A 22,923-nucleotide genomic window follows, 5' to 3' on the forward strand; every position below is an offset into this window, starting at 1 on the left:
CGCCAACCGCGGCTCATGCGGTAGGCGGCGCCCGCTGTAGATCGTAGGCCAGGACCGGTGCATTGAAACCCTTGAGCGTCAACGGGTCCTGCTCGACGGCCGGCCAGTCGGGCAGCTCGTCGCGCAATCCGGCGTCAGCCAGGATCTGGCCCGGCCGGGCCGCGGCGACCAGCCGTGCGGACAGGTTGACCGGGCTGCCGAAGTAGTCCCCGTTGATTGCCAGCATCGCGCCGAACGCCAGGCCCGCGCGCACACCCATCCCGCTCTCGCGGGCACGGGGATGGTTGATCAGGTCGGCCGCGGCCTGGGCCAGCAATTGCGGGGTGGCGCTGACCCACATCACCGCGTCGCCGATGAACTTCACCACCCGGCCGCCGTCGGTCTGGACGACGTCGGTGACGGTGGCGCTGAACTCGCTGAGCAGCATCGACAACTCGGCGGGCGTCAGCAGCTGGGTCAGTGCGGTGAAACCGGACAGGTCGACGAATCCGACACCGCACACGACGGTGGCCGACGGGTCAGGCTGGACACCCTCGAAGTATGTTCGCGCGCCGGACAGATGGTGCCGGTGCACCGCGTCGATCATCGTGCCGATGCGGGGGATTAGCTGGGCGACCGCGTGGTAGGTCCGCGCCGTGGTGAGCTCGTCGTGGCTGTGGGTGATCCAGAGATCGGGCCGGCCGGTGCGAACTACCGCGGATTCGGCCTCGGCCAGTCGGGCCATGGCCGCACCGACCACCCGCAGCAGGCCGGCTGCCGCGTCGTCGCCCAGTCCGTCCCTCATCGCGGCGCACGTCGCCAGCGCCTCGACGTCCGCCTCGCTCAGCGTCCGCTGATCGGGATCGGCGGCCGTGAGCCCGAGCACTGACCAGAAGTGCGTGACGTCGTCCAGCGGCAGCCTTAGCGCGTCGGCAGCCGTCCGCAGGCTGTAGGCCGGCGGGCCGGACCGCTGCAGCGTGTCTCCGGCCAGCCCGAACAGCCGGCCGCGCTTCTCGGCCTCCACCATCTCCTCCGCGGTGAAACCGAGCCCGTCCAGATACTCGATCAGGCCGGCCCGCGCCCGGGCGCCGGCGATCCCGGCGGCCTCAAGGGCATCGAAATCGACCACCAGACAAGTGTGCAGTCCGACGGCCCGGTCCGGCCCGCGGTTTAGGGTGATCTCGTGAGTGACGACCTGCTGCACGGACCCCTGGAAGACCGCCACCGCGAACTGGGCGCCAGCTTCGCCGAATTCGGCGGCTGGTTGATGCCGGTGTCGTACGCCGGGACCGTCGCCGAGCACAACGCCACCCGCGATGCCGTCGGCCTGTTCGACGTGAGTCACCTCGGCAAGGCGCTGGTCAAAGGACCCGGTGCGGCGGCCTACGTGAACTCGGCCCTCACCAACGACCTGAACCGGATCGGCCCCGGCAAGGCGCAGTACACGCTGTGCTGCAAAGACAACGGAGGCGTGGCGGGGGTTATTGATGACCTGATCGCCTACTACGTCTCCGACGACGAGATCTTCCTGGTGCCCAACGCCGCCAACACCGCGGCCGTGGTCGCCGAACTGCGCAAGCACGCCCCGGACGGGTTGACCATCACCGACGAGCACCGGTCCTATGCGGTCCTGGCTGTGCAGGGGCCGAAATCCGCCGAGGTGCTCGCCGCGCTCGGGTTGCCCACCGAGATGGACTACATGGGGTATGCCGACGCCGAATACGACGGCGTCTTCGTTCGGGTCTGCCGTACGGGCTACACCGGCGAGCATGGCTATGAGCTGCTGCCGGCTTGGGACCGCGCCGGCGTGGTGTTCGACGCGCTGCTGGCGGCGGTGCGCGAGGCCGGGGGAGAACCCGCGGGCCTGGGCGCCCGTGACACGCTGCGCACCGAGATGGGCTATCCGCTGCACGGCCACGAGCTGTCGCTGGACATCTCGCCGCTGCAGGCCCGCACCGGTTGGGCGGTCGGGTGGAAGAAGGACGCCTTCTGGGGACGCGAGGCACTACTGGCCGAGAAGGAGGCCGGGCCGGCCCGGGTGTTGCGCGGGCTGAAGGCGGTCGGTCGCGGGGTGTTGCGTGCGGATCTCGCGGTGCTGGGTCCTGGGGTAACGGAGGACGTCCGGATCGGCACCACGACGTCGGGGACGTTCTCGCCCACCCTGAAAGTCGGTATCGCGCTGGCCCTCATCGACACCGACCACGACATCGCCGACGGGCAGCGGGTGAGCGTCGACGTGCGCGGCCGCGCCGTCGAATGCGAGGTGGTCAAGCCACCGTTCGTGACCCCGCACACCCGCTGAGGCCCCGCTCCCGCGGGTAAATCGGCTGGCGCTCGGGCGATACAATCGCTGCATGACTAGCGGCCAGCTCGAGTTCACGGTTTCTGCCAACGCGAATCCGGCGACCGATGCGGTACGCGAATCCATTCTGGCCAACCCCGGTTTCGGCAAGTACCACACCGACCACATGGTGGCCATCGACTACACCGACGGTCAGGGCTGGCACGACCCGCGGGTGATCCCGTATGGGCCGATCGAGCTCGATCCGTCGGCCATCGTGCTGCACTACGCGCAGGAAGTGTTCGAGGGGCTCAAGGCGTACCGCTGGGCCGACGGCTCGATCGTGTCGTTCCGGCCGGAATCCAACGCGGCGCGGTTGCGTGCCTCGTCGCGGCGGTTGGCCATCCCGGAACTGCCCGAGGACGTGTTCATCGATTCGCTGCGCCGGCTCATCGCGGTCGACGAGAAGTGGGTGCCCGCCGCCGGCGGCGAGGAGTCGCTGTATCTGCGACCGTTCGTGATCGCCACCGAGCCCGGGCTCGGCGTGCGTCCGGCCAACGAGTACCGCTACCTGGTCATCGGCTCCCCGGCCGGGGCCTACTTCAAGGGCGGCGTCAAGCCGGTCAGTGTGTGGCTGTCGCACGAGTACGTGCGGGCCTCACCCGGGGGCACCGGTGCGGCCAAGTTCGGCGGCAACTACGCGGCCTCGCTGCTGGCGCAGGCCCAAGCCGCCGAGAACGGCTGCGATCAGGTGGTGTGGTTGGACGCGCTCGAACGCCGCTACGTCGAAGAGATGGGCGGGATGAACCTGTTCTTCGTGTTCGGCAGCGGTGGCTCAGCCCGGCTCGTCACCCCTGAGCTGTCCGGCTCGCTGTTGCCGGGCATCACGCGAGATTCCTTGTTGCAGTTGGCCACCGATGCCGGCTTCGCCGTCGAGGAACGCAAGATCGACGTCGACGAATGGCAGAAGAAGGCCGCCGCGGGCGAGATCACCGAGGTGTTCGCGTGTGGCACCGCCGCGGTGATCACCCCGGTGTCGAAGGTGAAGTACGGCAATTCCGATTCGCCGGAGGAGTTCACCATCGCCGACGGGCAACCCGGCGAGATCACGATGGCGCTGCGCGACACCCTGACCGGGATCCAGCGCGGCACCTTCGCCGACACGCACGGTTGGATGGCCCGGCTGAACTAGCCGACCGCCAGCCCCAGCGCGGTCAACGTCGTCGTCACCTCGACTGCGGCGCCGAGGACATCGCCGGTGATGCCGCCGAACCGGCGCACGCAGTGGGCGACCAAGAGCACCGAAGCGCCCACCGCGACCAGGACCACCACCGGGCCCTGCCACACCCGCGGCCCCGCCCAGGCGGCGAGCGCCGCGACCACGACCAGCCAGGCGATCACCACCGCAACCGGCTGGGTGCCTGCCACCGCACCGCCGAGTGAGCTACCTGCCGCTGCCGGCACCGACCGTCGGCATGCGGCCACCGCCGCGACCCGTCCCGCGGCGACGGCGACTACGGTGGCAACGGCGCTGATCTGATGGAAAGTCATTGCCTGGCAACCGATCACGATGATCGTCGCAGCCACACCGAACGGCCCGGCGGACCCCTCGCGCATGACCGTAAGTGCCCGCTCCGGCGGGCCGTAACAACCCAGGCCGTCAACGGTGTCGCAAAACCCGTCGATGTGCAGTCCACGGGTGACCAGCAACAGGACGGCCACGGCCAGCAGACCGGGAAGTGCAGTGCCGGTGCCGAAGGCCCACTGGCCACCGGCCACCACCGCCGCCGCCAGCGCGCCGAGTATCAGGCCCACCACCGGCAGCGCGGTCAGCGCGCCCCGACCGATGCCGGCCGAGGTGCGCACCGGCAGCACCGTGCCGAACGCGAAGGCCCCGCCGAGCGCGGTGATCATGGTGTTGATTCAGGCGGTCCGGCTACTGCGGCTTCGGCGAAGGTGGCCATCGAGGCCAGCGTGGCGATCGCGGCCCGCACGATGGGCAGCGCCACCGCCGCGCCGGTGCCTTCGCCCAGGCGCATGTCGAGGTCGACGATCGGCTCCAGCCCCAGGTGCGACAGCGCCAGACTGTGGGCTGGTTCGGTCGACCGGTGACCGGCCTGCCACCACGCCCGTGCGCCCGGTGCCAACTGTTCGGCCACCAGGGCCGCGGCCGTCACCACCAGACCGTCGAGCAACACCGGGGTGCGTCGCAGCGCTGCCTGGGCCAGAAAACCCGCCATCGCGGCCAGATCGGCACCGCCGCATACCTGCAGCAGACCCAACGGATCGCGCGTCACATCCCGTGCCCGGTAGAGCGCATCGCGCACCGCGGCGGCCTTACGCATCCACCCGGGATCGTCGATCCCGGTGCCGCGGCCCACCGCCACCACCGGTTCGGCCCCGGTCAGCGCGGCCACCAGAGTCGTTGCCGCCGTGGTGTTTCCGATACCCATATCGCCTGCGATGAGCAGGTCGGCGCCGCCGTCCACCTCGTCGTCGGCGATCCGGCGCCCCGCGGTGAGTGCAGCCAGCGCGTCTTCGCGGCTGAGCGCATCCTCGACGGCGATGTTGCCCGAGCTGCGCCGGACCTTGTGCGCGCCGATCGCGGCAGACAGTGGCTCGTCGCAGTCGACGGCGATGTCGACCACCCGTACGGACGCCCCGGCCACCTCGGCGATGACGTTGATCGCGGCACCGCCGGCGTCGAAGTTGGCCACCATCTGCCCGGTCACCGCCGAGGGGAACGCCGAGACGCCCGCCGCCGTGACCCCATGGTCGGCGGCGAAGACCACCACCCGGGGCCGGGTGAGGGCGCGCGGTGGACACACGCCCTGGCAGGCGGCCGCCCAGACCGAGAGATCTTCGAGCCGGCCCAACGAGCCGGGCGGTTTGGTCAGCAGCGCCTGCCGGGCCCGTGCGCTGGCGGCCACCTCGGGATCCGGCTCGGCGATCGGGGCGAAGGACGCATCGAATTCGGTCATGACGGCTCCTTCACCGTGAGCGGCTGGCCGGCCACCACCAGTACCACCCGGTCGCACACCGCGGCCAGGCGTTGGTTGACCGTGCCCAATTCGTCGGCGAACCGGCGGCCCGCCTCGGTGGCGGGCACCACGGTGAGCCCGACCTCGGGACTGACCAGGACCAGGGGAGCGGCGAATGCCTCGACCGCCTCCAGAAGTGCATCCACCTCGTCGTGCACCGGTGCTCCCGCCCAGGCGCCGAGGCGGTCCATGGCCGTTGTCAGCCAACCGCCGATGTCGTCGACAAGCGTCGCGGTATCGGGATCACCGGCCAGGTCAGTCGCCAGGTCGGTGGTCTCCACGGTGCGCCAGTGCGCCGGCCGGCGGACCTGATGTGCGCGCACGCGCTGAGCCCAGGATCCGTCGCTGTCTACGGCCGGGCCGGTGGCCAGGTATCGCACGGGCACGTGGTCCCCGGCCGCGTCCGTCACGGCCGCCTCGGCCCACTGTGATTTTCCCGACCGGATACCGCCGAGCACCAGGGTCCGCACGCCTCAGGCCGCCCCAACGGCCATCAAGAGATCTTGTCGCCGCGGTTGACCATCGGTCGCGGCGCGCGCATGCGGCGCAGCTGCGACGCCCGGCTGGCCGCGTAAAGCCCGAGTTTGAAACCACTTTCGGTGTTGTCGGGGAACTTCTCGTCCACCATGCGGTTGACCTTGCGGCCCACGATCAGTCCGTCGATGAGCATGATGACCACCAGGATCAGCATGGCGTAGGACAGGATCTGCTGGAACTTCAGCGAGGGCAGCGCGAGCATGAAGAAGATCATCGCCAGCGCGGCCGGCATGAACAGGCCCAGCACGTTGCGACGGGCGTCGACGATGTTGCGGACATAGCGGCGCACCGGGCCCTTGTCCCGCGGCAGCAGATAGGCCTCGTCGCCGGCCATCATCTTCTCGCGGCGGTCGGCCATGTCGGCGCGACGGGTGATCCGCTCGATCTTGCGCTCTTCCTTCGACAGCTTGGGCCCACGCAGTTCCTTGCGACGCTGCCGCGCCTCGGCGGCGGTCAGGGGAGCGGGGGCAACCGGCCCGCGTCGCTTGGTGGCCTCGCTGCGTTTGGGTGTCGGCCTGCCCTTGGGCGCGGTGCCGCCTGCCGGCGACGATGATGCGGAAGTCGATTCGGCGGACACGGTGCCCGTGACCTCGTCGGTCCCGGCAGGTTCGCCTTCGTTGTCCTTCTTACGGCCCAGCAGCTTCACGCCAGCCAGGTTACTGCCCGTCGAATGTGTGCTGGCCACATGCCCCGGCCTGTGGATAAGTCGGGAATAGCGGCGGAACAAGGTACCGTTGAGGTAGTAGACGCGCGGTTTCCTCCACGTGTTTGCGACGTACTTCAGCTGTACCGGCATCAGAGATGCCCAGGGATGCTTAGGGAGAGCTATGACTGTTCAGGACGCCACCTCCACCGAGACCCACGGTGTGACCCTGACGGACGCCGCGGCGTCGAAGGCGAAGGCGCTGCTGGACCAGGAAGGCCGCGACGACCTCGCGCTGCGTATCGCGGTGCAGCCGGGCGGCTGCGCCGGCCTGCGCTACAACCTGTTCTTCGACGACCGGACGCTCGACGGTGATCTGACCGCTGAGTTCGGCGGCGTCAATCTGACCGTCGACCGGATGAGCGCTCCGTACGTGCAGGGCGCCACCATCGACTTCGTCGACTCGATCGAGAAGCAGGGCTTCACGATCGACAACCCCAACGCCACCGGCTCCTGCGCCTGCGGCGACTCCTTCAACTGACGTGAGCTGACAACCGGCGGTCAGTACTGACCGCCGGTCCGCAGCACGTACGAGCACACCAGCACCTGCTCGTTCTTTCCGTCTCTCTGTACCAGCAGCTGCGCCACGCCCTGTTGTTCCTCGTCCATGGGGCGCTGCCCGCGTGCCGATCCGCTGGCCGGGGCCACCTTCATGGTGAACAGCACCTGCGCCTGCGTGGTGGACCACGGCACGTTCTTGTCGATGCCGGTCACCTCGACGTGGCTGAACTGCTTGCGGAAAGCGTCGCTGGCCAGGCCGGCCACCGCGAGATCTGCCTTGCGGTCCTTCACCCCGTCGTACAGCCCGCACAACGTGTGGCGCGCGATGGTTTCGTCATCCCCTTCGACCAGGGCGTCTAGATATTCCTGGATCGCCGCCTGAGCTTTGGCGTCCGAGACCGCCTCCGGCGCCGCAGAACGGCCGCCTCGTGAGGTCAACACCGCGATCAGCACGCCTGCCAGCGCGACCACCGCCAGCACTGCCGCCAGGATTTTGGGCCACCGACGCCTGGGGTATGGAACAGGCGGCGGCATCGTCCCCGGGTAGACCGGAGGAACGGACGGTATCTGCTCGGGATACTGCTGGGGCGGAATGTGCTCGGGGTACTGGTATGAACCAGTCATCTATGGGCGCTCCCGCGTGATCTGGAGGTGGGTCAGCCGTCTACGGTGACCGGGAATACGGTTATACGCAGGTTAGCGCAACCCGAAAAGTGCGACCGTGGCTCAGACTGGCCACCGGGCTGCGTGAGTAGGGTTTATGTAGCCGACTTAACAAAATGAAGGGTGACATTCGTGACCATCGCAGTGACCGGATCCATCGCGACCGACCATCTGATGCGGTTCCCGGGGAAGTTCTCCGAGCAGCTGCTGGCTGACCACCTGCAGAAGGTGTCGCTGAGCTTCCTGGTCGACGATCTGGTGATCCACCGTGGCGGTGTCGCGGGAAACATGGCGTTCGCGATCGGCGCGCTCGGCGGCGACGTCGCCCTCGTCGGTGCGGCCGGACAGGATTTCGACGAATACCGGACCTGGCTTCAGAACGCGGGCGTGGACTGCGGCAGTGTGCTGATCTCCGAGACCGCCTACACCGCACGTTTCGTCTGCACCACCGACGAGGACATGGCCCAGATCGCCTCGTTCTACCCGGGTGCGATGTCCGAGGCACGCAACATCTCCCTGGCCGCGCTGGTCGAGCGGATCGGCACGCCGGAGCTGGTGATCATCGGCGCCAACGACCCCGAGGCGATGTTCCTGCACACCGAGGAGTGCCGGAAGCTCGGCCTGGCCTTCGCCGCCGACCCGTCCCAGCAGCTGGCCCGGCTTTCGGGTGAGGAGATCCGCAAGCTCATCAACGGCGCGGCCTACCTGTTCACCAACGATTACGAGTGGGACCTGCTGCTGCAGAAGTCCGGGTGGAGTGAGGCGCAGGTGATGAGCCAGATCGGTATGCGCGTGACCACCCTGGGCGCCAAGGGCGTCGACCTGGTCAGCTCCGACGGCACGTTTGTGCACGTCGACGTGGTGCCCGAGAAGCATCAGGCCGACCCCACCGGCATCGGCGACGCGTTCCGTGCCGGCTTCCTGACCGGGCGCAGTGCCGGGTTGGGCCTGGAACGCTCCGCCCAGCTGGCCTCCCTGGTGGCGGTGCTGGTGCTGGAGGCGACGGGCCCGCAGGAATGGACCTGGGACGCCGCCGAGGCGGTGCAGCGGCTGTCCGACGCCTACGGTGCCGAGGCCGGTGCCGAGATCGGCAAGGCGCTGGCCGGCTGACCCGGCCCCGGTCAGGGCCGGGCCGGACTGTCGGCCCGGCTACAGCTGGACCGGGTAGTGCGGTTCCTTGATCTGGGGGGTCACGCTGTGCTCGACGAAGATGGCGTGCCACAGCATGAAGATCAACACCGTCCACAGCCGGCGGCTGTGATCGCTGACGCCGCTGCGGTGCTCATCGAGCATGGTGCGCACCGCAGCCAAGTCGACATACTGGCCGGCCCCCGACGAGGCCGTCATCGCATAGGCCCAGTCCATCAGCTCACCGGCGCGCAACCAGTGCCGGATCGGCACCGGGAAGCCCAGTTTGGGCCGGTTCAACACATGCGCCGGGACGATCGGTTCCAGCGCGCGCCGCAATGCGTACTTGGTGGTCGAGCGGGTGATCTTCTGATCGACCGGTAGCCGCGAGGCCACCGCGAACACCTCGGGATCCAGGAACGGCACCCGCAACTCCAGCGAGTTGGCCATGGTCATCTTGTCGGCCTTGACCAGGATGTCGCCCCGCAGCCAGGTGAACAGGTCGATGTGCTGCATGCGGGCCACCGGATCCCAGCCCTGCGACGCGCCGTACACGGGGGCGGTGACGTCGGTGTGCGTCCAGTCGGGCCGGAACCGCGGCAGCACCGCGCGCAACTGGTCGTCGGAGAAACTGCGGGCGTTGCCGTAGTAGCGCTCCTCCAGCGTCAGCGAGCCGCGGTGCAGCAGGCTCTTGCCGCGCATCCCTTCCGGCAGCGGCTTGGACGCCCTGCCCAACGACTTGCGCACCGGCCGGGGGAGATAGTCGAAAGGCTTGAGCGACAACGGTTCCCGATAGATCGTGTAGCCGCCGAACAACTCGTCGGCGCCCTCACCGGACAGCACCACCTTCACGTGCTTACGCGCCTCACGGGCGATGAAGAACAGCGGCACCAACGCCGGGTCGGCCACCGGCTCGTCGAGGTACCACACGATCTCGGGCAGCGCCTCGACGAACTCCGCGGCGCTGACCACCTTGGTGACGTGCCGGGCGCCGATCGCTTCGGCGGAGGCCACCGCCACGTCCACCTCGGAGAAGCCCTCGCGCTCGAATCCGGTGGTGAACGTGATCAGCCGGGGGTTGTGGCGCATCGCCAACGCGGCGATCGCCGTCGAGTCGATCCCGCCGGACAGGAACGCACCGACCGTCACGTCGGCCCGCATGTGCTTGGCGACCGAATCCTCCAGCGCGGCGGTGATCTCGTCGTAGCGGGACTGCTCGGCGCCCTTGACGAACGGCACGGCGTTGAACTTCGGGACGAAATAGCGCGTCACCTCGGGGCGCCCACCGGGTTTCAACCGCGCGTAACTACCGGACTCCAACCGGCGGATCCCGCGGTGCAGCGTCTCGGGTTCGGGCACGTACTGCAGCACGGTGTAGTGCTGCACGGCCCGCTCGTCGATGCCCAGGTCGAGCCCCAGCAGGCCGGCCAGGTCCAGCAGGCACTTCTTCTCGCTGCCGACCGCGGTCCCGCCCGGGCCGGTGGCCAGGTACAGCGGTTTGATGCCGAAGGGATCCCGAGCGCAGAACAACTCGCGCTCTTTCGTGTCCCACAGCGCGAACGCGAACATGCCACGCAGCCGGTGCAGCGCGTCGGGACCCCAATGGTGGTACGCCGCGACGATGGCCTCGCCGTCACCGTCGGTGTGAAACACCGCACCGTGTTCGGCGGTCAACGTTTCGCGGAGTTCGAGGTAGTTGTAGATCTCGCCGTTGAACACCAGCACGTACCGGTCCGGCGCATCGGCCGGGCCCCAGCGCAACGGTTGATGGCTGTGGGCGATGTCGATGATCGACAGCCGGTTGAAGCCGAGCACCACGGTGCCGTCCCCGGAGCCGTCCGCTCCGGCGCCGGCCGGGTCCGCCCAGGTGCCCGGCTCGTCGGGACCGCGGTGACGCATCAGGTGCGAAGCGTTCGCCACGGCGTCGACCAGCCGCGATTCGGCTTCCGATATGGGGCTGGGGGAGGCGTCAGCCTGGGTCGAGTGGGAGGGGGCAGTTACCAAGGCGAGCAGTCCGCACACCGCGCCAGTATGTCTGATCCGACGGGTTCGGTAGACCACCACCCGCGCTGTTGCGCCAGTCGCTTCGCTCCCGTGTACGGGCGTGGTCTACGCTGCGTAGTATTCGCAAAACAACGACCGGTCGCGGTCGCGAAATACCGATCTAGGAGGCGCCAACGTGACACCTCGCGGGCTTAAGGCGGTGGCCCGAGCGGCGTTGTTGTCAATCGTCCTGGGTGGCTCGGCATTCTTGCTGAGCGGCTGCAGCTGGCAGGACGCACTCGCGCTCGGCTGGCCGACGGGTATCACCCCGGAGGGCAAACTCAACCGAGAGCTGTGGATCGGCTCCGTGATTGCGTCCTTCGTCGTGGGCGCCATCGTGTGGGCTCTGATCTTCTGGTCGAGTGCGTTCCACCGGAAGAAGAAGGGTGACACCGAGCTTCCGCGCCAGTTCGGCTACAACATGCCGCTCGAGCTGGCCCTGACGGTCATCCCGTTCCTCATCATCTCGGTGCTGTTCTACTTCACCGTGGTGGTCCAGGAGCGCATGCTGCACAAGGATCCCAACCCCGAGGTCGTCATCGACGTGACCGCCTTCCAGTGGAACTGGAAGTTCGGTTACCAGAAGATCGACTTCGCCGACGGGTCGTTCGACTACGACGGTGCCGATCCGGAGCGCAAGGCCGCGATGACCTCCAAGCCGGAGGGCAAGGACGAGCACGGTCACGAGCGCGTCGGCGCTGTGCGTGGCCTCAACCCCGAGGATCGCACCTACCTGAACTTCGACAAGATCGAGACGCTGGGCACCTCCAACGAGATCCCGGTTCTGGTGCTCCCGGTCGGCAAGCGCGTCGAATTCCAGCTCAACTCCGCGGACGTGATCCACGGCTTCTGGGTGCCGGAGTTCCTGTTCAAGCGTGACGTGATGCCCGAGCCGGTGGCCAACCACTCGGATCACATCTTCCAGGTCAGCAAGATCGAGCAGACCGGCGCGTTCGTCGGGCGCTGCACCGAGATGTGCGGCACCTACCACTCGATGATGAACTTCGAGGTCCGGGTCGTCGAGCCCAACGACTTCAAGGCCTACATCGATCAGCGCAGCGCGGGCAAGACCAATGCTGAGGCGTTGGCGGCAATCAACCAGCCGCCGCTGGCCATCACCACTCACCCGTTCGACACCCGACGCGGTGAGCAGGCACCGCAGGCGAGCAAGTAGGGGCTACACGCAATGCATATTGAAGCTCGACTGTTCGAGATCCTGACGGCGTTCTTCGCGTTGTCGGCGGTCGTGTACGGCGTGTTGACGGCGATGTTCGCCACTGGTGGCGTCGAGTGGGCCGGTACCACCGCCCTGGCGCTCACCACCGGTCTGACCCTGATCACCGGAACGTTCTTCCGCTTCGTGGCCCGTCGCCTCGACACCCGCCCCGAGGACTATGAGGACGCCGAGATCAGCGACGGCGCAGGCGAACTGGGCTTTTACTCGCCGCACAGCTGGTGGCCGATCCTGATCGCGCTGGCCTTCTCGGTCGTTGCGGTGGGCACCGCCCTGTGGCTGCCTTGGTTGATGGTCGCCGGCATCTGCCTGGTGCTGATGGCAGTCGGTGGCCTGGTCTTCGAGTACTACTGGGGTCCTGAGAAGCACTGACCCGTCCGACGACGTGCCGATTGTGGCCTGATCAAGGTCACAATCGGGTCGTCACTTCATCCGCCACCGGCAGCGCCGGACTGACCGGCCTCTCCCCGTTGGGTAATGTTGCCGGGGCGCTGTCACCAGCGAACGGCTCCGTTCGATCCGCGTGGCAGCGAAGTTGTCGAGAAGGATAGGCGTAGATGAGCGGGCCGAATCCCCCGGAACCGGGTGCCTCCGGTTCTGACGTGCCGGATCAGCAAGCCGGAAAGCATTCGGCACCCGAGGACGCAACACAGGTGTCGGGTGCCGACGCGGATGCCGGTGAGACGGAGTTCTACTCACAGGCGTACTCCGCGCCGGAGTCCGAGCAGTTCACCAGCGGGCCGTACGTGCCCGCCGACGTGGCGCTCTACGACTACGACGACTACGACCCGGCGACCGAACTCGTCGACACCGCCCCGCCGCCGCGCTGGCCGTGGGTGGTCGGTATCACGGCCATCATCGCAGCGGTGGCGCTCGTAGCCTCGGTGGCTGCGCTGGTGACCCGCGACAGCGAAACCGACAACCTCGCGACGCCCAAGCCCAGTACGACGACGTCGAGGCCGCCGGTGCAAGACGAGATCACCACCACCACACCGCCTCCGCCGCCGCCCCCGCCGACATCGGAGGAGCTGCCGCCTCCGCCGCCGCCCGAGACGGTGACCGTGACCGAGCCGCCGCCGCCTCCGCCGGCCCCGACCAGTGAGGCCCCGCCGCCGGCTCCGAGTACGACGACTCCGCCGCCCACCACGACCACGACGCATGCCGGACCGCGTCAGGTCACGTATTCGGTGACGGGCACCAAGGCGCCGGGTGACATCATCACGATCACCTATGTCGACGGCAACGGAAACCGGCGCACGCTGCGCAACGTCTATATCCCGTGGACCTTCACGATGACGCCGATCTCCAATTCGGACGTGGGTTCGGTCGAGGCCTCCAGCCTCTTTCTGGTCAGCAGGCTGAACTGCTCGATCACGGCCAGTGACGGGACCGTGCTTTCCTCCAATGCCAACAATTCGGCACAGACAGCCTGCTGATGACCAGTCCGATCAGCGAACTCGAGAACACCGACCGGGTCTTGCTGGGCGCGTGCGCCGCGGTCTGGCTCGCTGCCCTGGGAGCCGGGGTGGCCGCGGTGGTCGCCCTTGTCGACTTGGGCCGAAGCCACCCGCAAGGCTCCGAAGGCGCTGACACCCCGTGGGTGCTCTACACCGTGATCGGGTTGTCCGTAGTGGTGATCGCTGCGGCGGTGCCGCTGTTGCTGCGGGCGCGAGCCCAGGCCGACAACCGTCAGCCAGGACGGCGGCCGCAGCCGCCGGCCCGCTCACCGCGTCCCATCGGTGGCAGTTACCGCGCCGCACCGGTCTCGATGAGCCGTTACGCCGCAGACAACGGGGCGCCGACCGCCGCGGCCGCGGTGGTGTGGCTGCGGTTCACCTTGGCGGTCACCTGCGCCTTGGGCATCGGGACCGCGGCCGTCGGGCTGGCCACCTACCTGATGGCCACCGGCAGCAATGCGCTGGCCTGGTGCCTCTACGGCCTGGTCGGTGTGGTCACCGCGGGCGTCGTGGCGCTGCTGATCGTGGCGCTGCGCGAGCTCGACCGTCTCTCGGCGTAGTTCTTTCTCAATTCTTTCTGCCCACATCCGGCGTTGCCGATCGCGGTGCGGCGGATCCGCCCAGCTGAGATCCAGGATCGCGTGAATTGCTCTGGCTGTTACCTCCCGTGAGGGTCCGGCAGCACCGAGATTGCACGCAGGGACAAGATCGTCGCCAATCTTGTCCCTGTCTGCAATCTCGGTGGACCGTCAGCCTTAGATCAGCCCGAGATCAGCCCTAGACCAATACCGGCACACCTCACATAAGACAATCGCCGCAACTCTCCGAAGAGAGCTGCGGCGATTGTTCAGGGTAGGGGAGTGGTCAGTGGTGACCGTTGGGCTTCCCGTTACCGTCCTGCTCCTGGTACTCCCGCAACGCGGTGAGCGCCTTGTGCTCGGAGGCGTGGGCCGCCTCGGTGAGCGCATCGTGCTCGACGGCCGGATCGGCGAACAGGAAGCTGCCGGTGCCGGGTGCACCACCCGAGCCGAGCTTGTTCATCCGCTTCGGCAGGGCAGCACCCTGGTACTCCAGCGGGATCGGGTGGCCGTGATCGTCGACCGGTCCCAGCGGCTGGTGCAACTCGACGTACGCCCCGTGCGGCAGGCGCTTGATGATGCCCGTCTCGATGCCGTGCTCCAGCACCTCACGGTCACTGCGCTGCAGCGAAATGGCCCAGCGGTAGGCGATGTAGTACACGATGCCCGGCAGCACCACCATGCCGATACGACCGATCCAGGTGGTCGCATTCAGCGAGATGTGGAACTTCAGGGCGATGATGTCGTTCATCGCGGCCAGGGTCAGCACCATGTAGAACGCGATCGCCATGGCACCGATCGCCGTACGCACCGGAACGTCGCGCGGACGCTGCAGCAGGTTGTGGTGCGCGTCGTCGCCGGTGACCTTCTTCTCGATGAAGGGGTAGGCGATCAGCAGCGCGAACACGCCGCCCATGATCAACGCGACCCAGACCACCGCGGGGATGGTGTGGCCGAACGGGTAGAACTCCCAGGCCGGCCAAATACGCGCCAGACCCTCGGTCCACATCATGTAGAAGTCGGGCTGGCTACCGGCCGAGATCTGAGACGGCTTGTAGGGACCCAGATTCCAGATCGGGTTGATCGTCAGCAAGCCGCCCATCAGGCCGAGCACGCCGGTGATGATCGCGAAGAACGCACCCGACTTCACCGCGAACACCGGCATGACGCGCACACCGACCACGTTGGTCTCGGTGCGGCCGGGGCCGGGGAACTGGGTGTGCTTCTGGAACCACACCAGCGCCATGTGGGCACCGATGAGGGCCAGGATGATGCCCGGGATCAACAGGATGTGCAGGGCGTACAGGCGCGGGATCAGGATCTCGCCGGGGAAGTCCCCGCCGAACAGCGCCCAGTGCAGCCAGGTGCCGATGATCGGCATGCCAAGGGTGATCGACGACAGCGCGGCACGCAGACCGATACCGGACAGCAGATCGTCGGGCAGCGAGTAGCCGAAGTAACCCTCGAACATCGCCAGGATCAGCAGCAGCGAGCCGATCACCCAGTTGGCCTCACGCGGACGGCGGAACGCACCGGTGAAGAAGATGCGCGCCATGTGCACCATGATCGACGCGGCGAACATCAGTGCGGCCCAGTGGTGGATCTGGCGGACGAACAGACCGCCGCGCACCTCGAAGCTGATGTCGAGTGCGGACTCGTAGGCCCGCGACATCTGTACACCCCGAAGGGGTTGGTACACACCGTCGTAGGTGACGTGTGCCATCGACGGATCGAAGAACAGCGTCAGCCAGACACCGGTGATCAGCAGCACGATGAAGCTGTACAGCGCGATCTCACCCAGCAGGAAGGACCAGTGGGTGGGGAACACCTTGTTCAGCTGCCGGCGCACCGCCGCCGACGGATGGTAACGGGAATCGATCGCATCGCCTTGTGCGGCAGCGATCTTGGCAAGGTCAGGGCTCATGATTTGCGCTCCCAGAATGCCGGTCCGACGGGTTCGACGAAGTCGCCGTTGGCGACGAGGTAGCCGTCTTTGTCGATGGTGATGGGCAGCTGCGCCAACGCGCGCGCAGCCGGACCGAATATGGGCTTTGCGAAGTGCAACGCGTCGAACTGCGACTGGTGGCACGGGCAAAGGATGCGGTAGGTCTGCTGCTCGTACAGCGACGACGGGCAGCCCAGGTGCGAGCAGACCTTGGTGTAGGCGAACAGCTCACCGAAGTTGAAGCTCTCCTGGCCCTTCCGCTTGACCACGCGGGGCATGTCGGCCGGCTTGATGCGGATGAGCATCACCGGGTTACGCACACCCATGGCGATCTCGGTCAAGTGGTGCTCGGACTCGACGGTGGTGCCGTCGCCGTCAGACTCACGCCAGGGGAACACGGTCTCCATGCCACCGGCATCGAGATCCTCGGGCCGCATCTTGACGAACGGCGACGAGCCGGGACGTCCGGTCGCGCGCGCCAGGTAGATGGTCTCGCCGTGGAATCGGGGCGTCCACCCCGAGGTCCACAACACGGCCTTCTTGCCTTCGGCGGTGGGCACCACGGGCTTCCACGGGTTCTTGATCAACCCGCCGATGAAGGCCACCAGGGTGCCGGCGCCGAATGCACCCAGGCCGATGCCCAGCGACAGACCGATCAGCTTGCGGCGCTTGACGGTCGAGCCCTCCAGGGCGTCGGTCAGGTTGGCCGCGATGGTCTTGCGGTGCAGCTCGGGGGAGCGCCCGTCGTGACGCTCCTGGACCGAGATCTCCTCGGGGATGAACTTCTTCTGGAACAGCACCGCCCCCACGCCGATCGACAGGATCGACAGACCGAAGGTCAGGCCGTACAGCGGGGTGGCCAGCGTGTAGAGGAACTCACCTTCGGAACCGAAAGGCTTGTACTCCCACGGCCAGAACAGGAAGACCAGCAGCAGCGCCAGGCCCGAAAGCCCGCCCAGCAGAAGCCAGTACGCGACCATCCGTTCGGTGCGCTTCTCGGCCTTGGTGCCGGGAACCGGCCAGCGCGGCTCCTTGAAGATGGTCTCGACGCCGTCCATCTTGCCGCCGAGGTCGACGAGTTCCTCACGCGACATGTTCGCCAGTTCGGCGTCGGTGGGCTGCCCGGGCACACCGGTCTGACCCGGGGTGTCGGTGCCCTTCATATCACCCTTGTTGTTCGGGTCGTCCTGACTCATGCGCGTGCCCCGATCCACATGGCCACACCGATGGCGGCCACCATTCCGATAATCCACATCGCCATGCCTTCGGGAGCCGGCCCGAAGCCGCCGAGCCCGTAGCCGCCGTAGCTGGGCGTCTCGGCCGATTCGCGGACATAGGCGACGATGTCGCGCTTCTCTTCCGGCGACAACTGCCGGTCGGAGAACTTGGGCATGTTCTGCGGCCCGGTCAGCATCGCGGTGTAGATCTGTTGCGGGTTGGCGTCCCCGAGGTCGGGGGCGTACTTACCGGAGGACAGCGCGCCGCCCTTGCCGGTGAAGTTGTGGCAGGACGCGCAGTTCAACCGGAACAGGTCGCCGCCGCGGGCCACATCGGACCCCATCAGGGACTCCTGGGCCACCGCGCCGTTCTCGTCGCGGATCACGGTCGGGCCGCCGCCGTTGGCCTGCACGAAGGCGCCGAGTGCATCGATCTGCGACTCGTCGAAGTGTTCCGGCTTGGACGGTGCCTGGGCCTCACCACGCATTGCGGGCATCCGCCCCGTCGACACCTGGAAGTACACCGCGGCCTCGCCGGTGCCGATCAGGCTGGGCCCGCGATCGGGCACACCCTGCAGGTTGGCGCCGTGGCACGAGACGCACGACGTGTCGAACAGTTGCTCACCCGTGCGCAGCAGCGCCGACTGCGATTCGTCGGCGACCGCAACCTGCGGTGTAGGTGTCAGCGTGGCCGCAACACCACCTGCGACTGACAGGCCGATCAACAGCAGCAGACCTGCTGACAATCGCCGGCGCAGCCGTCGGCGCGACTTGCTGGTCATCGAACCCCTTCTCATCGAGTCGATCATCGGACGCTTTGGCGAGCCGATCATCGGACAAAGTAGATGGTGGCGAACAGCGCAATCCAGACGATGTCGACGAAGTGCCAGTAGTACGAGACGACGATCGCTGCGGTGGCCTGCGCGGGCGTGAACTTACTCATCTTGGTGCGGGCCAGCAGCAAGATGAAGGCAACCAGACCGCCGATCACGTGCAGTCCGTGGAAACCGGTGGCCAGGTAGAAGACCGATCCGTAGGCACTGCCCGGGATGGTGGTGCCGTGCTCCACCAGGTGGATGTACTCGTATCCCTGGCCCAGTACGAAGAACAGGCCCATCAGGAACGTGATCACATACCACCGGCGCAGCCCGAACACGTCGCCGCGCTCGGCGGCGAACACGCCCATCTGGCAGGTGAAGGATGACGCGATCAGCACCAGCGTCACCGGTACGGCAAGGGCCAAATTGAGTTCGGTTGGCTCGGGCGGCCAGTCTCCACCAGCTTGGGCGCGCGCCGTGAAATACATCGCAAACAGTCCAGCAAAGAACATGAGTTCACTGGAAAGCCACACGATGGTGCCGACACTGACCATGTTCGGCCGGTTCAGCGAATGAACGCGCGACGTGATTGCCGTTCCCGAGGTACCTACAGCGCTCGTCACATCCGCAAGTATGACGCTTTGTAGTTGTCGATCTCCACCCGGGTCGAGCAATTGGTCGTAAACGTGTCGCGTTCGGTTCCCCGCGACCCTGGATTCGGATGGTCACAGCGATAGCATTCGGCGGTGTCTTCTGGATCTTCACCGCAGTCCCCGTCCCCGTCCGGCTCCGCGTCGCGCTCTCATCCTGAGCCGACGTGGCCGCTCATCCTCGGACGCCTGACCACCGAGCAGAGCCTGCCCAACGGTTACGCGGGATGGGCGATGGACCAGATCATGACCGGCGTGGCCACCCCGGCTCAGATCGCCGGCTTCGCGGTGGCGATGAAGATGAAACGGCCGACCTCGGGTGAGGTCGGCGAGTTGGCCGACATCATGCTGTCGCATGCCCGCCGGGTGCCCACCGATCAGATCGGGACCGCGACGGTGGACATCGTCGGCACCGGCGGCGACGGCGCCAACACGGTGAACCTGTCGACGATGGCGGCCATCGTGGTGGCCGCGTGCGGTGTCCCGGTGATCAAGCACGGCAACCGGGCCGCGTCGTCGTTGTCGGGCGGTGCCGACACGTTGGAGGCGCTCGGGGTGCGGATCGACCTGGGGCCGGAAGAAGTGGCGCGCAGCGTCGCCGAGGTCGGGATCGGGTTCGCCTTCGCGCCGCAATTCCATCCGTCCTACCGGCACGCCTCGGTGGTGCGCCGGGAGATCGGCGTTCCGACGGTGTTCAATCTGCTCGGGCCGCTGACCAATCCGGCCTCACCGCGTGCCGGGTTGATCGGTTGTGCGTTCGACGATCTGGCCGAGGTGATGGCCGGCGTGTATGCCGCCCGCGGTTCCAGTGTGTTGGTGGTGCACGGTGACGACGGCCTGGACGAGTTGACCACGACGACCACCAGCACCATCTGGCGCGTGCAGGCCGGCACCGTGGACCGGTTGAAGTTCGACCCGGCGGCCTTCGGTTTCAAGCGGGCCGACATCAGTGAGCTCGTGGGCGGCGACGCCACCGCCAACGCGGCGGAGGCGCGGGCGGTCCTGGGCGGGGCCAAGGGACCGGTACGCGACGCCGTCGTGCTCAACGCGGCGGGGGCGATGGTCGCCCATGCGGGGCTAGCCAGCGACGCCCAGTGGGTTCCGGCGTGGGAGGCCGGTTTGGCGCGGGCCACCGAGGCGATCGACTCCGGTGCGGCCGAACAACTGCTCGCGCGTTGGGTGCGGTTCAGCCTGCAGTTCTGAGTTCTGCTGTTGGTCGGCGGCCAGCCGGGCCGAACGGGCGGTGGCCGCCCACGCCGCAAAGCGACCGGCCGAGCCGATCGGGGTGGCGTATCCGATGTCGGTGCGCACGATGCGGACGCCCGGGGTGGCCAGCCACCGGGCGATGAGTGCGGTCTCCTCCACCAGTGCGCCGCCCAAAGGCGTTGCGGTCGGCAGGATCACCTGGGCAGCCGCGCAGATCGCGTCGACCACCGGCATCGGCGGCACCCCGCGCGGTGCCGTACCCGCCCCGGCCAGTTGGCCGTGTCGGATCACCGCGAAATGCCAGCCGCCGCGGCCATCGCCGCGGGCGGCCACCAGTTCGGGCACCTCGGCCAGCGCGCGTAGCCGTTGCCCGCGCCACAGCGCCTCGATGGCAACCGCGGCATGATCGCGGAGCCGGGCGGCGGTCTCGTACCGTCTGGCGGCCGCCACCTCACCGATGTGGTCGAGCGCGGCCGTCATCGCGGCGTGGTCGGTGCCGTCGATCAGTGCGCAGGCACGCTCGACTGCGGCCGCGTACGCGTGGGCATCGATGTCTTGGGGCGCCGGGCACGGTGACAGCTCCACCTCGGGGCAGCGGTGCCGACCGGCCGCCCCGAAGCGGGCCGTGCAGGTGCGCAGGCCGGTGAAACGGGCCACCAGAGCCGCCGACTGTACGGCGTCGGATCGGGCCGAGAACGGTCCGAAAGCGCTGCGGGGGCCCGGGTTCCGCACCGCCGACAGTCGTGGGAAGGCTTCGTCGGTGACTGCCACCCACCACCATCGCTGCGGGGCTTTGGAGCGCCGGTTGTAGGGCGGCGCGTGGGCGGCGAGCAGGCGGAGCTCGCGAACCCCGGCCTCCAGATCATGCGCGCACTCGACGTGATCGACCGCGACAGCCAGCGAGGCCATCTCTTTCATCCGGGCCCGCGGGTCCGCACCGGTGAAGTACTGCCGGACCCGCCGGCGCAGATCCACCGCGGTACCCACATAGAGGACCTCGCCGGAGGGCCCGCGAAACAGATAGACGCCGGGGCGGTTGGGCAGCCCGTCGGCCAGAGAACGGTTACGACGCTGCGCCGGCGTGACATCGGGTAGGTACGACCGGAGATCGGCGTAGGTGTGGACGCCCTGGTTGCCGACGCGTTCGATCAGTGCGTGCAGGACGTCGACGGTGGCGCGGGCATCGTCGAGCGCGCGGTGGGTCGGCGTGGTGGACGCACCGAACAACCGGGCCAGCGCCGACAACTTCACACTGGGCGCCTCGTCGCGGGTCAACACACGGCGGGCGAGTTTCACCGTGCACAGCACAGGTGGCCGGGGCCAGCCGAGCTGCGCACGTTGGGCCGCCGCGCGTAGGAAGCCGATGTCGAACCCGGCGTTGTGGGCGACCAGCACTGCGCCCCGGGAGAATTCCAGAAACGACGGCAGCACCGCTTCGATGCGCGGCGCGTTGCGCACCATCGCCGTGGTGATCCCGGTGAGCTCGACGATCTGGGGTGGAATCGCCCGACCCGGGTCGACCAGGGTGGCCAGCTCACCGAGTACCTCGCCGCCGCGGACCTTGACCGCGCCGATCTCGGTGATGGCGTCGTAGCCCGCACCCGGGGCCTTGGCGGTGGCCCGGCCACCGGTGGTCTCCAGGTCCACCACGACGAAGGTGGTGTCAGCGAGTGACACCGAATCGAAGGTGGGGTCGAAACTCAGCGCCAGCTGCTCGGCGTCGGCAGTGGTGCGCTGGCCCATGGCAGTGACCGTAGGTACTGGCACCGACAAGGTGCGGCTGCCACGCGCTACGCGTGGGGCTTGTCGGTACCCGGCGATACGGTGCGCCCAACACCGATCGAGAGGACGGTCAACATGAGCGGACTGCGGCGGGACAACTGGTCCTACGCCGACGAGCCCGACACCGGCGAGCCGCGCGCGGGAAGCGTGACCATCGACTGCGACGATTGCGCGGTACGTGGCCCGGGTTGTCAGGACTGTGTCGTCAGCGTGCTGCTCGGCGTTCCGGAAACTTTGCTCGATGACGAGCGTCGGGCCCTGGAAGTGCTGGCTGACGTGGGCCTTGCGCCGCGGCTGCGGCTCGTGCCGATTCACCGGGACGGCAGGTCCGGCGTCGCCTGACGACACGCATCCGCTGGCGCACAGGAAAATTCCCAGACCGGGCTGTTAAATTGGCAGCTTCTGTTGGACAAGGCCGATGCCGTTTCGTAACCTATCTGAGACCTTCGAGCAGTTCGAGGCGGCTCGCCATCGCCAGTTGTAAGGACAAACACTTGAGGCACGACCGCGCGCATCGGCCCACAAGTCGTGTCAAGCGACCTTTTGCAGGTGCAATTGCGGGCTTGACCCTGTTCGCCGGATTTCTCGCCGCCAGTTCGCACGCGGATCCCGCGGATGACGCGCTGGCAAAGCTCAATGAACTGTCGCGCCAGGCCGAGCAGACCACCGAGGCCATGCACTCGGCGCAGCTGGATCTGAACAATAAGCTTGCTGCACAAGAAGCTGCGGAAAAGAAGCATGCCGATGACGCCGCGGCGGTCGGCGCTGCCGAATCTCAGCTGGCAACCTTTCAAGGTTCGGTCAACAAGGTTGCTGCAGCCCAATACATGGGTGGCCGCACTTCGGGTGTGGACGCCATCCTGACGGCCGGTTCGCCACAGCAGCTGATCGATCAGCTCGCCGTGCAGCGGGTGATGGCGACCGAAATGTCCACGCAGATGAAGAACTTCCGCTCCGCTGGTGCGAAGGCCGTAGCGGCCGAGAAGGAGTCCGCGAAGTCGGCCGCCGAGGCCAAGACCGCCGCCGAGCAGGCCGCCGCAGTGCGCGCCGACCTGCAATCCAAGCAAAGTCAGCTGCAGGTGCAGATCGAGATCGTCAAGTCGCAGTACCAGGCGTTGACGCCGGCCCAGCGGGAAGCGCTGAACACTCTTCCGCCCATC

The 22,923-nt window shown here is 67.6% G+C and carries 22 protein-coding genes and 1 pseudogene; 11 read left to right on the top strand and 12 right to left on the bottom strand.

The features are described from left to right. Positions 1-13 precede the first annotated feature (13 nt). The gene (locus tag A5733_RS24560) at positions 14-1,108 is read right to left on the bottom strand and encodes an adenylate/guanylate cyclase domain-containing protein (RefSeq protein ID WP_142254192.1); all 1,095 of its coding nucleotides are present in this window, start codon (positions 1,106-1,108) and stop codon (positions 14-16) included. Positions 1,109-1,162: 54 nt separating this feature from the next. On the opposite strand from A5733_RS24560, the gene gcvT reads away from it, so the two are divergent. Further along, on the top strand, positions 1,163-2,281 hold the full coding sequence (gcvT, locus tag A5733_RS24565) for a glycine cleavage system aminomethyltransferase GcvT (RefSeq protein ID WP_067774286.1): 1,119 nt from the start codon (positions 1,163-1,165) through the stop codon (positions 2,279-2,281). A gap of 52 nt (positions 2,282-2,333) precedes the next feature. Continuing rightward, entirely contained in the window at positions 2,334-3,452 is a 1,119-nt protein-coding gene (locus A5733_RS24570; RefSeq protein WP_067774289.1) for a branched-chain amino acid aminotransferase, read from the top strand. Here A5733_RS24570 and A5733_RS24575 read toward each other — a convergent pair. Genes A5733_RS24575 through A5733_RS24590 form a run of 4 tightly spaced genes read right to left on the bottom strand, consistent with a single transcriptional unit; the run spans position 3,449 to position 6,484 of the window. Next, positions 3,449-4,174 carry an adenosylcobinamide-GDP ribazoletransferase gene (locus tag A5733_RS24575; RefSeq protein ID WP_076241978.1) on the bottom strand — a complete coding sequence of 242 codons (726 nt, stop codon included), beginning with the start codon at positions 4,172-4,174 and terminating at the stop codon, positions 3,449-3,451. The two genes, A5733_RS24570 and A5733_RS24575, sit on opposite strands and share 4 nt — an antisense overlap. Next, on the bottom strand, positions 4,171-5,241 hold the full coding sequence (gene cobT, locus A5733_RS24580; protein ID WP_067774295.1) for a nicotinate-nucleotide--dimethylbenzimidazole phosphoribosyltransferase: 1,071 nt from the start codon (positions 5,239-5,241) through the stop codon (positions 4,171-4,173). The genes A5733_RS24575 and cobT overlap by 4 nt, the downstream gene beginning before the upstream one ends. After that, positions 5,238-5,771 (bottom strand): bifunctional adenosylcobinamide kinase/adenosylcobinamide-phosphate guanylyltransferase, encoded by a 534-nt coding sequence (locus A5733_RS24585; protein WP_076241979.1) that lies wholly within the window; start codon positions 5,769-5,771, stop codon positions 5,238-5,240. The genes cobT and A5733_RS24585 overlap by 4 nt, the downstream gene beginning before the upstream one ends. 23 nt (positions 5,772-5,794) lie before the next feature. Further along, the gene (locus A5733_RS24590; protein ID WP_076241980.1) at positions 5,795-6,484 is read right to left on the bottom strand and encodes a DUF3043 domain-containing protein; all 690 of its coding nucleotides are present in this window, start codon (positions 6,482-6,484) and stop codon (positions 5,795-5,797) included. 181 nt (positions 6,485-6,665) lie between these two features. Between A5733_RS24590 and A5733_RS24595 the strand changes: the two genes are divergently transcribed. Beyond that, a complete protein-coding gene (locus A5733_RS24595; protein WP_067774303.1) occupies positions 6,666-7,022 on the top strand; it encodes an iron-sulfur cluster assembly accessory protein in 357 nt (118 codons plus the stop codon). Positions 7,023-7,042: 20 nt separating this feature from the next. Here the strand turns inward: A5733_RS24595 and A5733_RS24600 are convergent, their stop codons facing one another. Beyond that, positions 7,043-7,666 carry a hypothetical protein gene (locus A5733_RS24600; protein ID WP_076241981.1) on the bottom strand — a complete coding sequence of 208 codons (624 nt, stop codon included), beginning with the start codon at positions 7,664-7,666 and terminating at the stop codon, positions 7,043-7,045. 171 nt (positions 7,667-7,837) lie between these two features. On the opposite strand from A5733_RS24600, the gene A5733_RS24605 reads away from it, so the two are divergent. Next, positions 7,838-8,815, top strand: a complete 978-nt coding sequence (locus A5733_RS24605) for a carbohydrate kinase family protein (protein WP_067774438.1) — start codon at positions 7,838-7,840, stop codon at positions 8,813-8,815. Positions 8,816-8,854: 39 nt separating this feature from the next. Here the strand turns inward: A5733_RS24605 and asnB are convergent, their stop codons facing one another. Then, positions 8,855-10,786 carry an asparagine synthase (glutamine-hydrolyzing) gene (gene asnB, locus A5733_RS24610; protein WP_369830968.1) on the bottom strand — a complete coding sequence of 644 codons (1,932 nt, stop codon included), beginning with the start codon at positions 10,784-10,786 and terminating at the stop codon, positions 8,855-8,857. Between the two features lie 226 nt (positions 10,787-11,012). On the opposite strand from asnB, the gene A5733_RS24615 reads away from it, so the two are divergent. The 4 genes from A5733_RS24615 (at position 11,013) to A5733_RS24630 (ending at position 14,127) form a co-directional block, all read left to right on the top strand. Further along, positions 11,013-12,050, top strand: a complete 1,038-nt coding sequence (locus tag A5733_RS24615; RefSeq protein ID WP_067774312.1) for a cytochrome c oxidase subunit II — start codon at positions 11,013-11,015, stop codon at positions 12,048-12,050. A gap of 12 nt (positions 12,051-12,062) precedes the next feature. Further along, the gene (locus A5733_RS24620) at positions 12,063-12,482 is read left to right on the top strand and encodes a cytochrome c oxidase subunit 4 (RefSeq protein WP_076241983.1); all 420 of its coding nucleotides are present in this window, start codon (positions 12,063-12,065) and stop codon (positions 12,480-12,482) included. Positions 12,483-12,667: 185 nt separating this feature from the next. After that, complete coding sequence (locus A5733_RS24625) at positions 12,668-13,546, top strand: MmpS family transport accessory protein (protein WP_076241984.1); 879 nt, start codon at positions 12,668-12,670, stop codon at positions 13,544-13,546. After that, positions 13,546-14,127 carry a DUF2561 family protein gene (locus A5733_RS24630; RefSeq protein ID WP_067774321.1) on the top strand — a complete coding sequence of 194 codons (582 nt, stop codon included), beginning with the start codon at positions 13,546-13,548 and terminating at the stop codon, positions 14,125-14,127. Before A5733_RS24625 ends, A5733_RS24630 begins: the two co-directional genes overlap by 1 nt. A gap of 304 nt (positions 14,128-14,431) precedes the next feature. Here the strand turns inward: A5733_RS24630 and A5733_RS24635 are convergent, their stop codons facing one another. The 4 genes from A5733_RS24635 to A5733_RS24650 are packed head-to-tail and all read right to left on the bottom strand — an operon-like array spanning position 14,432 to position 18,748. Next, on the bottom strand, positions 14,432-16,069 hold the full coding sequence (locus tag A5733_RS24635; protein WP_067774324.1) for a cytochrome bc complex cytochrome b subunit: 1,638 nt from the start codon (positions 16,067-16,069) through the stop codon (positions 14,432-14,434). Next, the gene (locus A5733_RS24640) at positions 16,066-17,253 is read right to left on the bottom strand and encodes a ubiquinol-cytochrome c reductase iron-sulfur subunit (RefSeq protein ID WP_197508372.1); all 1,188 of its coding nucleotides are present in this window, start codon (positions 17,251-17,253) and stop codon (positions 16,066-16,068) included. Before A5733_RS24640 ends, A5733_RS24635 begins: the two co-directional genes overlap by 4 nt. A 29-nt stretch (positions 17,254-17,282) precedes the next feature. Next, positions 17,283-18,116, bottom strand: a complete 834-nt coding sequence (locus tag A5733_RS24645) for a c-type cytochrome (protein ID WP_067774330.1) — start codon at positions 18,114-18,116, stop codon at positions 17,283-17,285. A 20-nt stretch (positions 18,117-18,136) separates the two neighbouring features. After that, a complete protein-coding gene (locus A5733_RS24650) occupies positions 18,137-18,748 on the bottom strand; it encodes a heme-copper oxidase subunit III (protein ID WP_003885537.1) in 612 nt (203 codons plus the stop codon). Between the two features lie 204 nt (positions 18,749-18,952). On the opposite strand from A5733_RS24650, the gene trpD reads away from it, so the two are divergent. Beyond that, complete coding sequence (gene trpD, locus A5733_RS24655; protein WP_233152780.1) at positions 18,953-19,978, top strand: anthranilate phosphoribosyltransferase; 1,026 nt, start codon at positions 18,953-18,955, stop codon at positions 19,976-19,978. Here trpD and A5733_RS24660 read toward each other — a convergent pair. Continuing rightward, positions 19,916-21,724 (bottom strand): annotated as a pseudogene (locus tag A5733_RS24660) (DEDD exonuclease domain-containing protein); the annotation flags it as partial. The gene trpD and the pseudogene A5733_RS24660 overlap by 63 nt on opposite strands. Before the next feature lie 114 nt (positions 21,725-21,838). Here A5733_RS24660 and A5733_RS24665 point away from each other — a divergent pair. Together A5733_RS24665 and A5733_RS24670 are read left to right on the top strand one after the other, a co-directional pair. After that, positions 21,839-22,105, top strand: coding sequence for a hypothetical protein (locus A5733_RS24665; RefSeq protein ID WP_067774336.1), 267 nt, complete (start codon positions 21,839-21,841; stop codon positions 22,103-22,105). Between the two features lie 152 nt (positions 22,106-22,257). Continuing rightward, positions 22,258-22,923 (top strand): coiled-coil domain-containing protein (locus A5733_RS24670; RefSeq protein WP_369830966.1); only part of this gene is annotated, 666 nt, incomplete at its 3' end.

The sequence above is a fragment of the Mycobacterium sp. NS-7484 genome (assembly GCF_001953975.1).
In the GTDB taxonomy this organism is placed as follows: Bacteria; Actinomycetota; Actinomycetes; order Mycobacteriales; family Mycobacteriaceae; genus Mycobacterium.

Bases quoted from the DNA above. Each gene is read 5' to 3' on its own strand.
- A5733_RS24570 (WP_067774289.1), top strand. From the start codon at position 2,334: ATGACTAGCGGCCAGCTCGAGTTCACGGTTTCTGCCAACGCGAATCCG.
- A5733_RS24575 (WP_076241978.1), bottom strand. From the start codon at position 4,174: ATGATCACCGCGCTCGGCGGGGCCTTCGCGTTCGGCACGGTGCTGCCG.
- cobT (WP_067774295.1), bottom strand. From the start codon at position 5,241: ATGACCGAATTCGATGCGTCCTTCGCCCCGATCGCCGAGCCGGATCCC.
- A5733_RS24595 (WP_067774303.1), top strand. From the start codon at position 6,666: ATGACTGTTCAGGACGCCACCTCCACCGAGACCCACGGTGTGACCCTG.
- A5733_RS24600 (WP_076241981.1), bottom strand. From the start codon at position 7,666: ATGACTGGTTCATACCAGTACCCCGAGCACATTCCGCCCCAGCAGTAT.
- A5733_RS24620 (WP_076241983.1), top strand. From the start codon at position 12,063: ATGCATATTGAAGCTCGACTGTTCGAGATCCTGACGGCGTTCTTCGCG.
- A5733_RS24625 (WP_076241984.1), top strand. From the start codon at position 12,668: ATGAGCGGGCCGAATCCCCCGGAACCGGGTGCCTCCGGTTCTGACGTG.
- A5733_RS24630 (WP_067774321.1), top strand. From the start codon at position 13,546: ATGACCAGTCCGATCAGCGAACTCGAGAACACCGACCGGGTCTTGCTG.
- A5733_RS24635 (WP_067774324.1), bottom strand. From the start codon at position 16,069: ATGAGCCCTGACCTTGCCAAGATCGCTGCCGCACAAGGCGATGCGATC.
- A5733_RS24640 (WP_197508372.1), bottom strand. From the start codon at position 17,253: ATGAAGGGCACCGACACCCCGGGTCAGACCGGTGTGCCCGGGCAGCCC.
- A5733_RS24645 (WP_067774330.1), bottom strand. From the start codon at position 18,116: ATGATCGACTCGATGAGAAGGGGTTCGATGACCAGCAAGTCGCGCCGA.
- A5733_RS24665 (WP_067774336.1), top strand. From the start codon at position 21,839: ATGAGCGGACTGCGGCGGGACAACTGGTCCTACGCCGACGAGCCCGAC.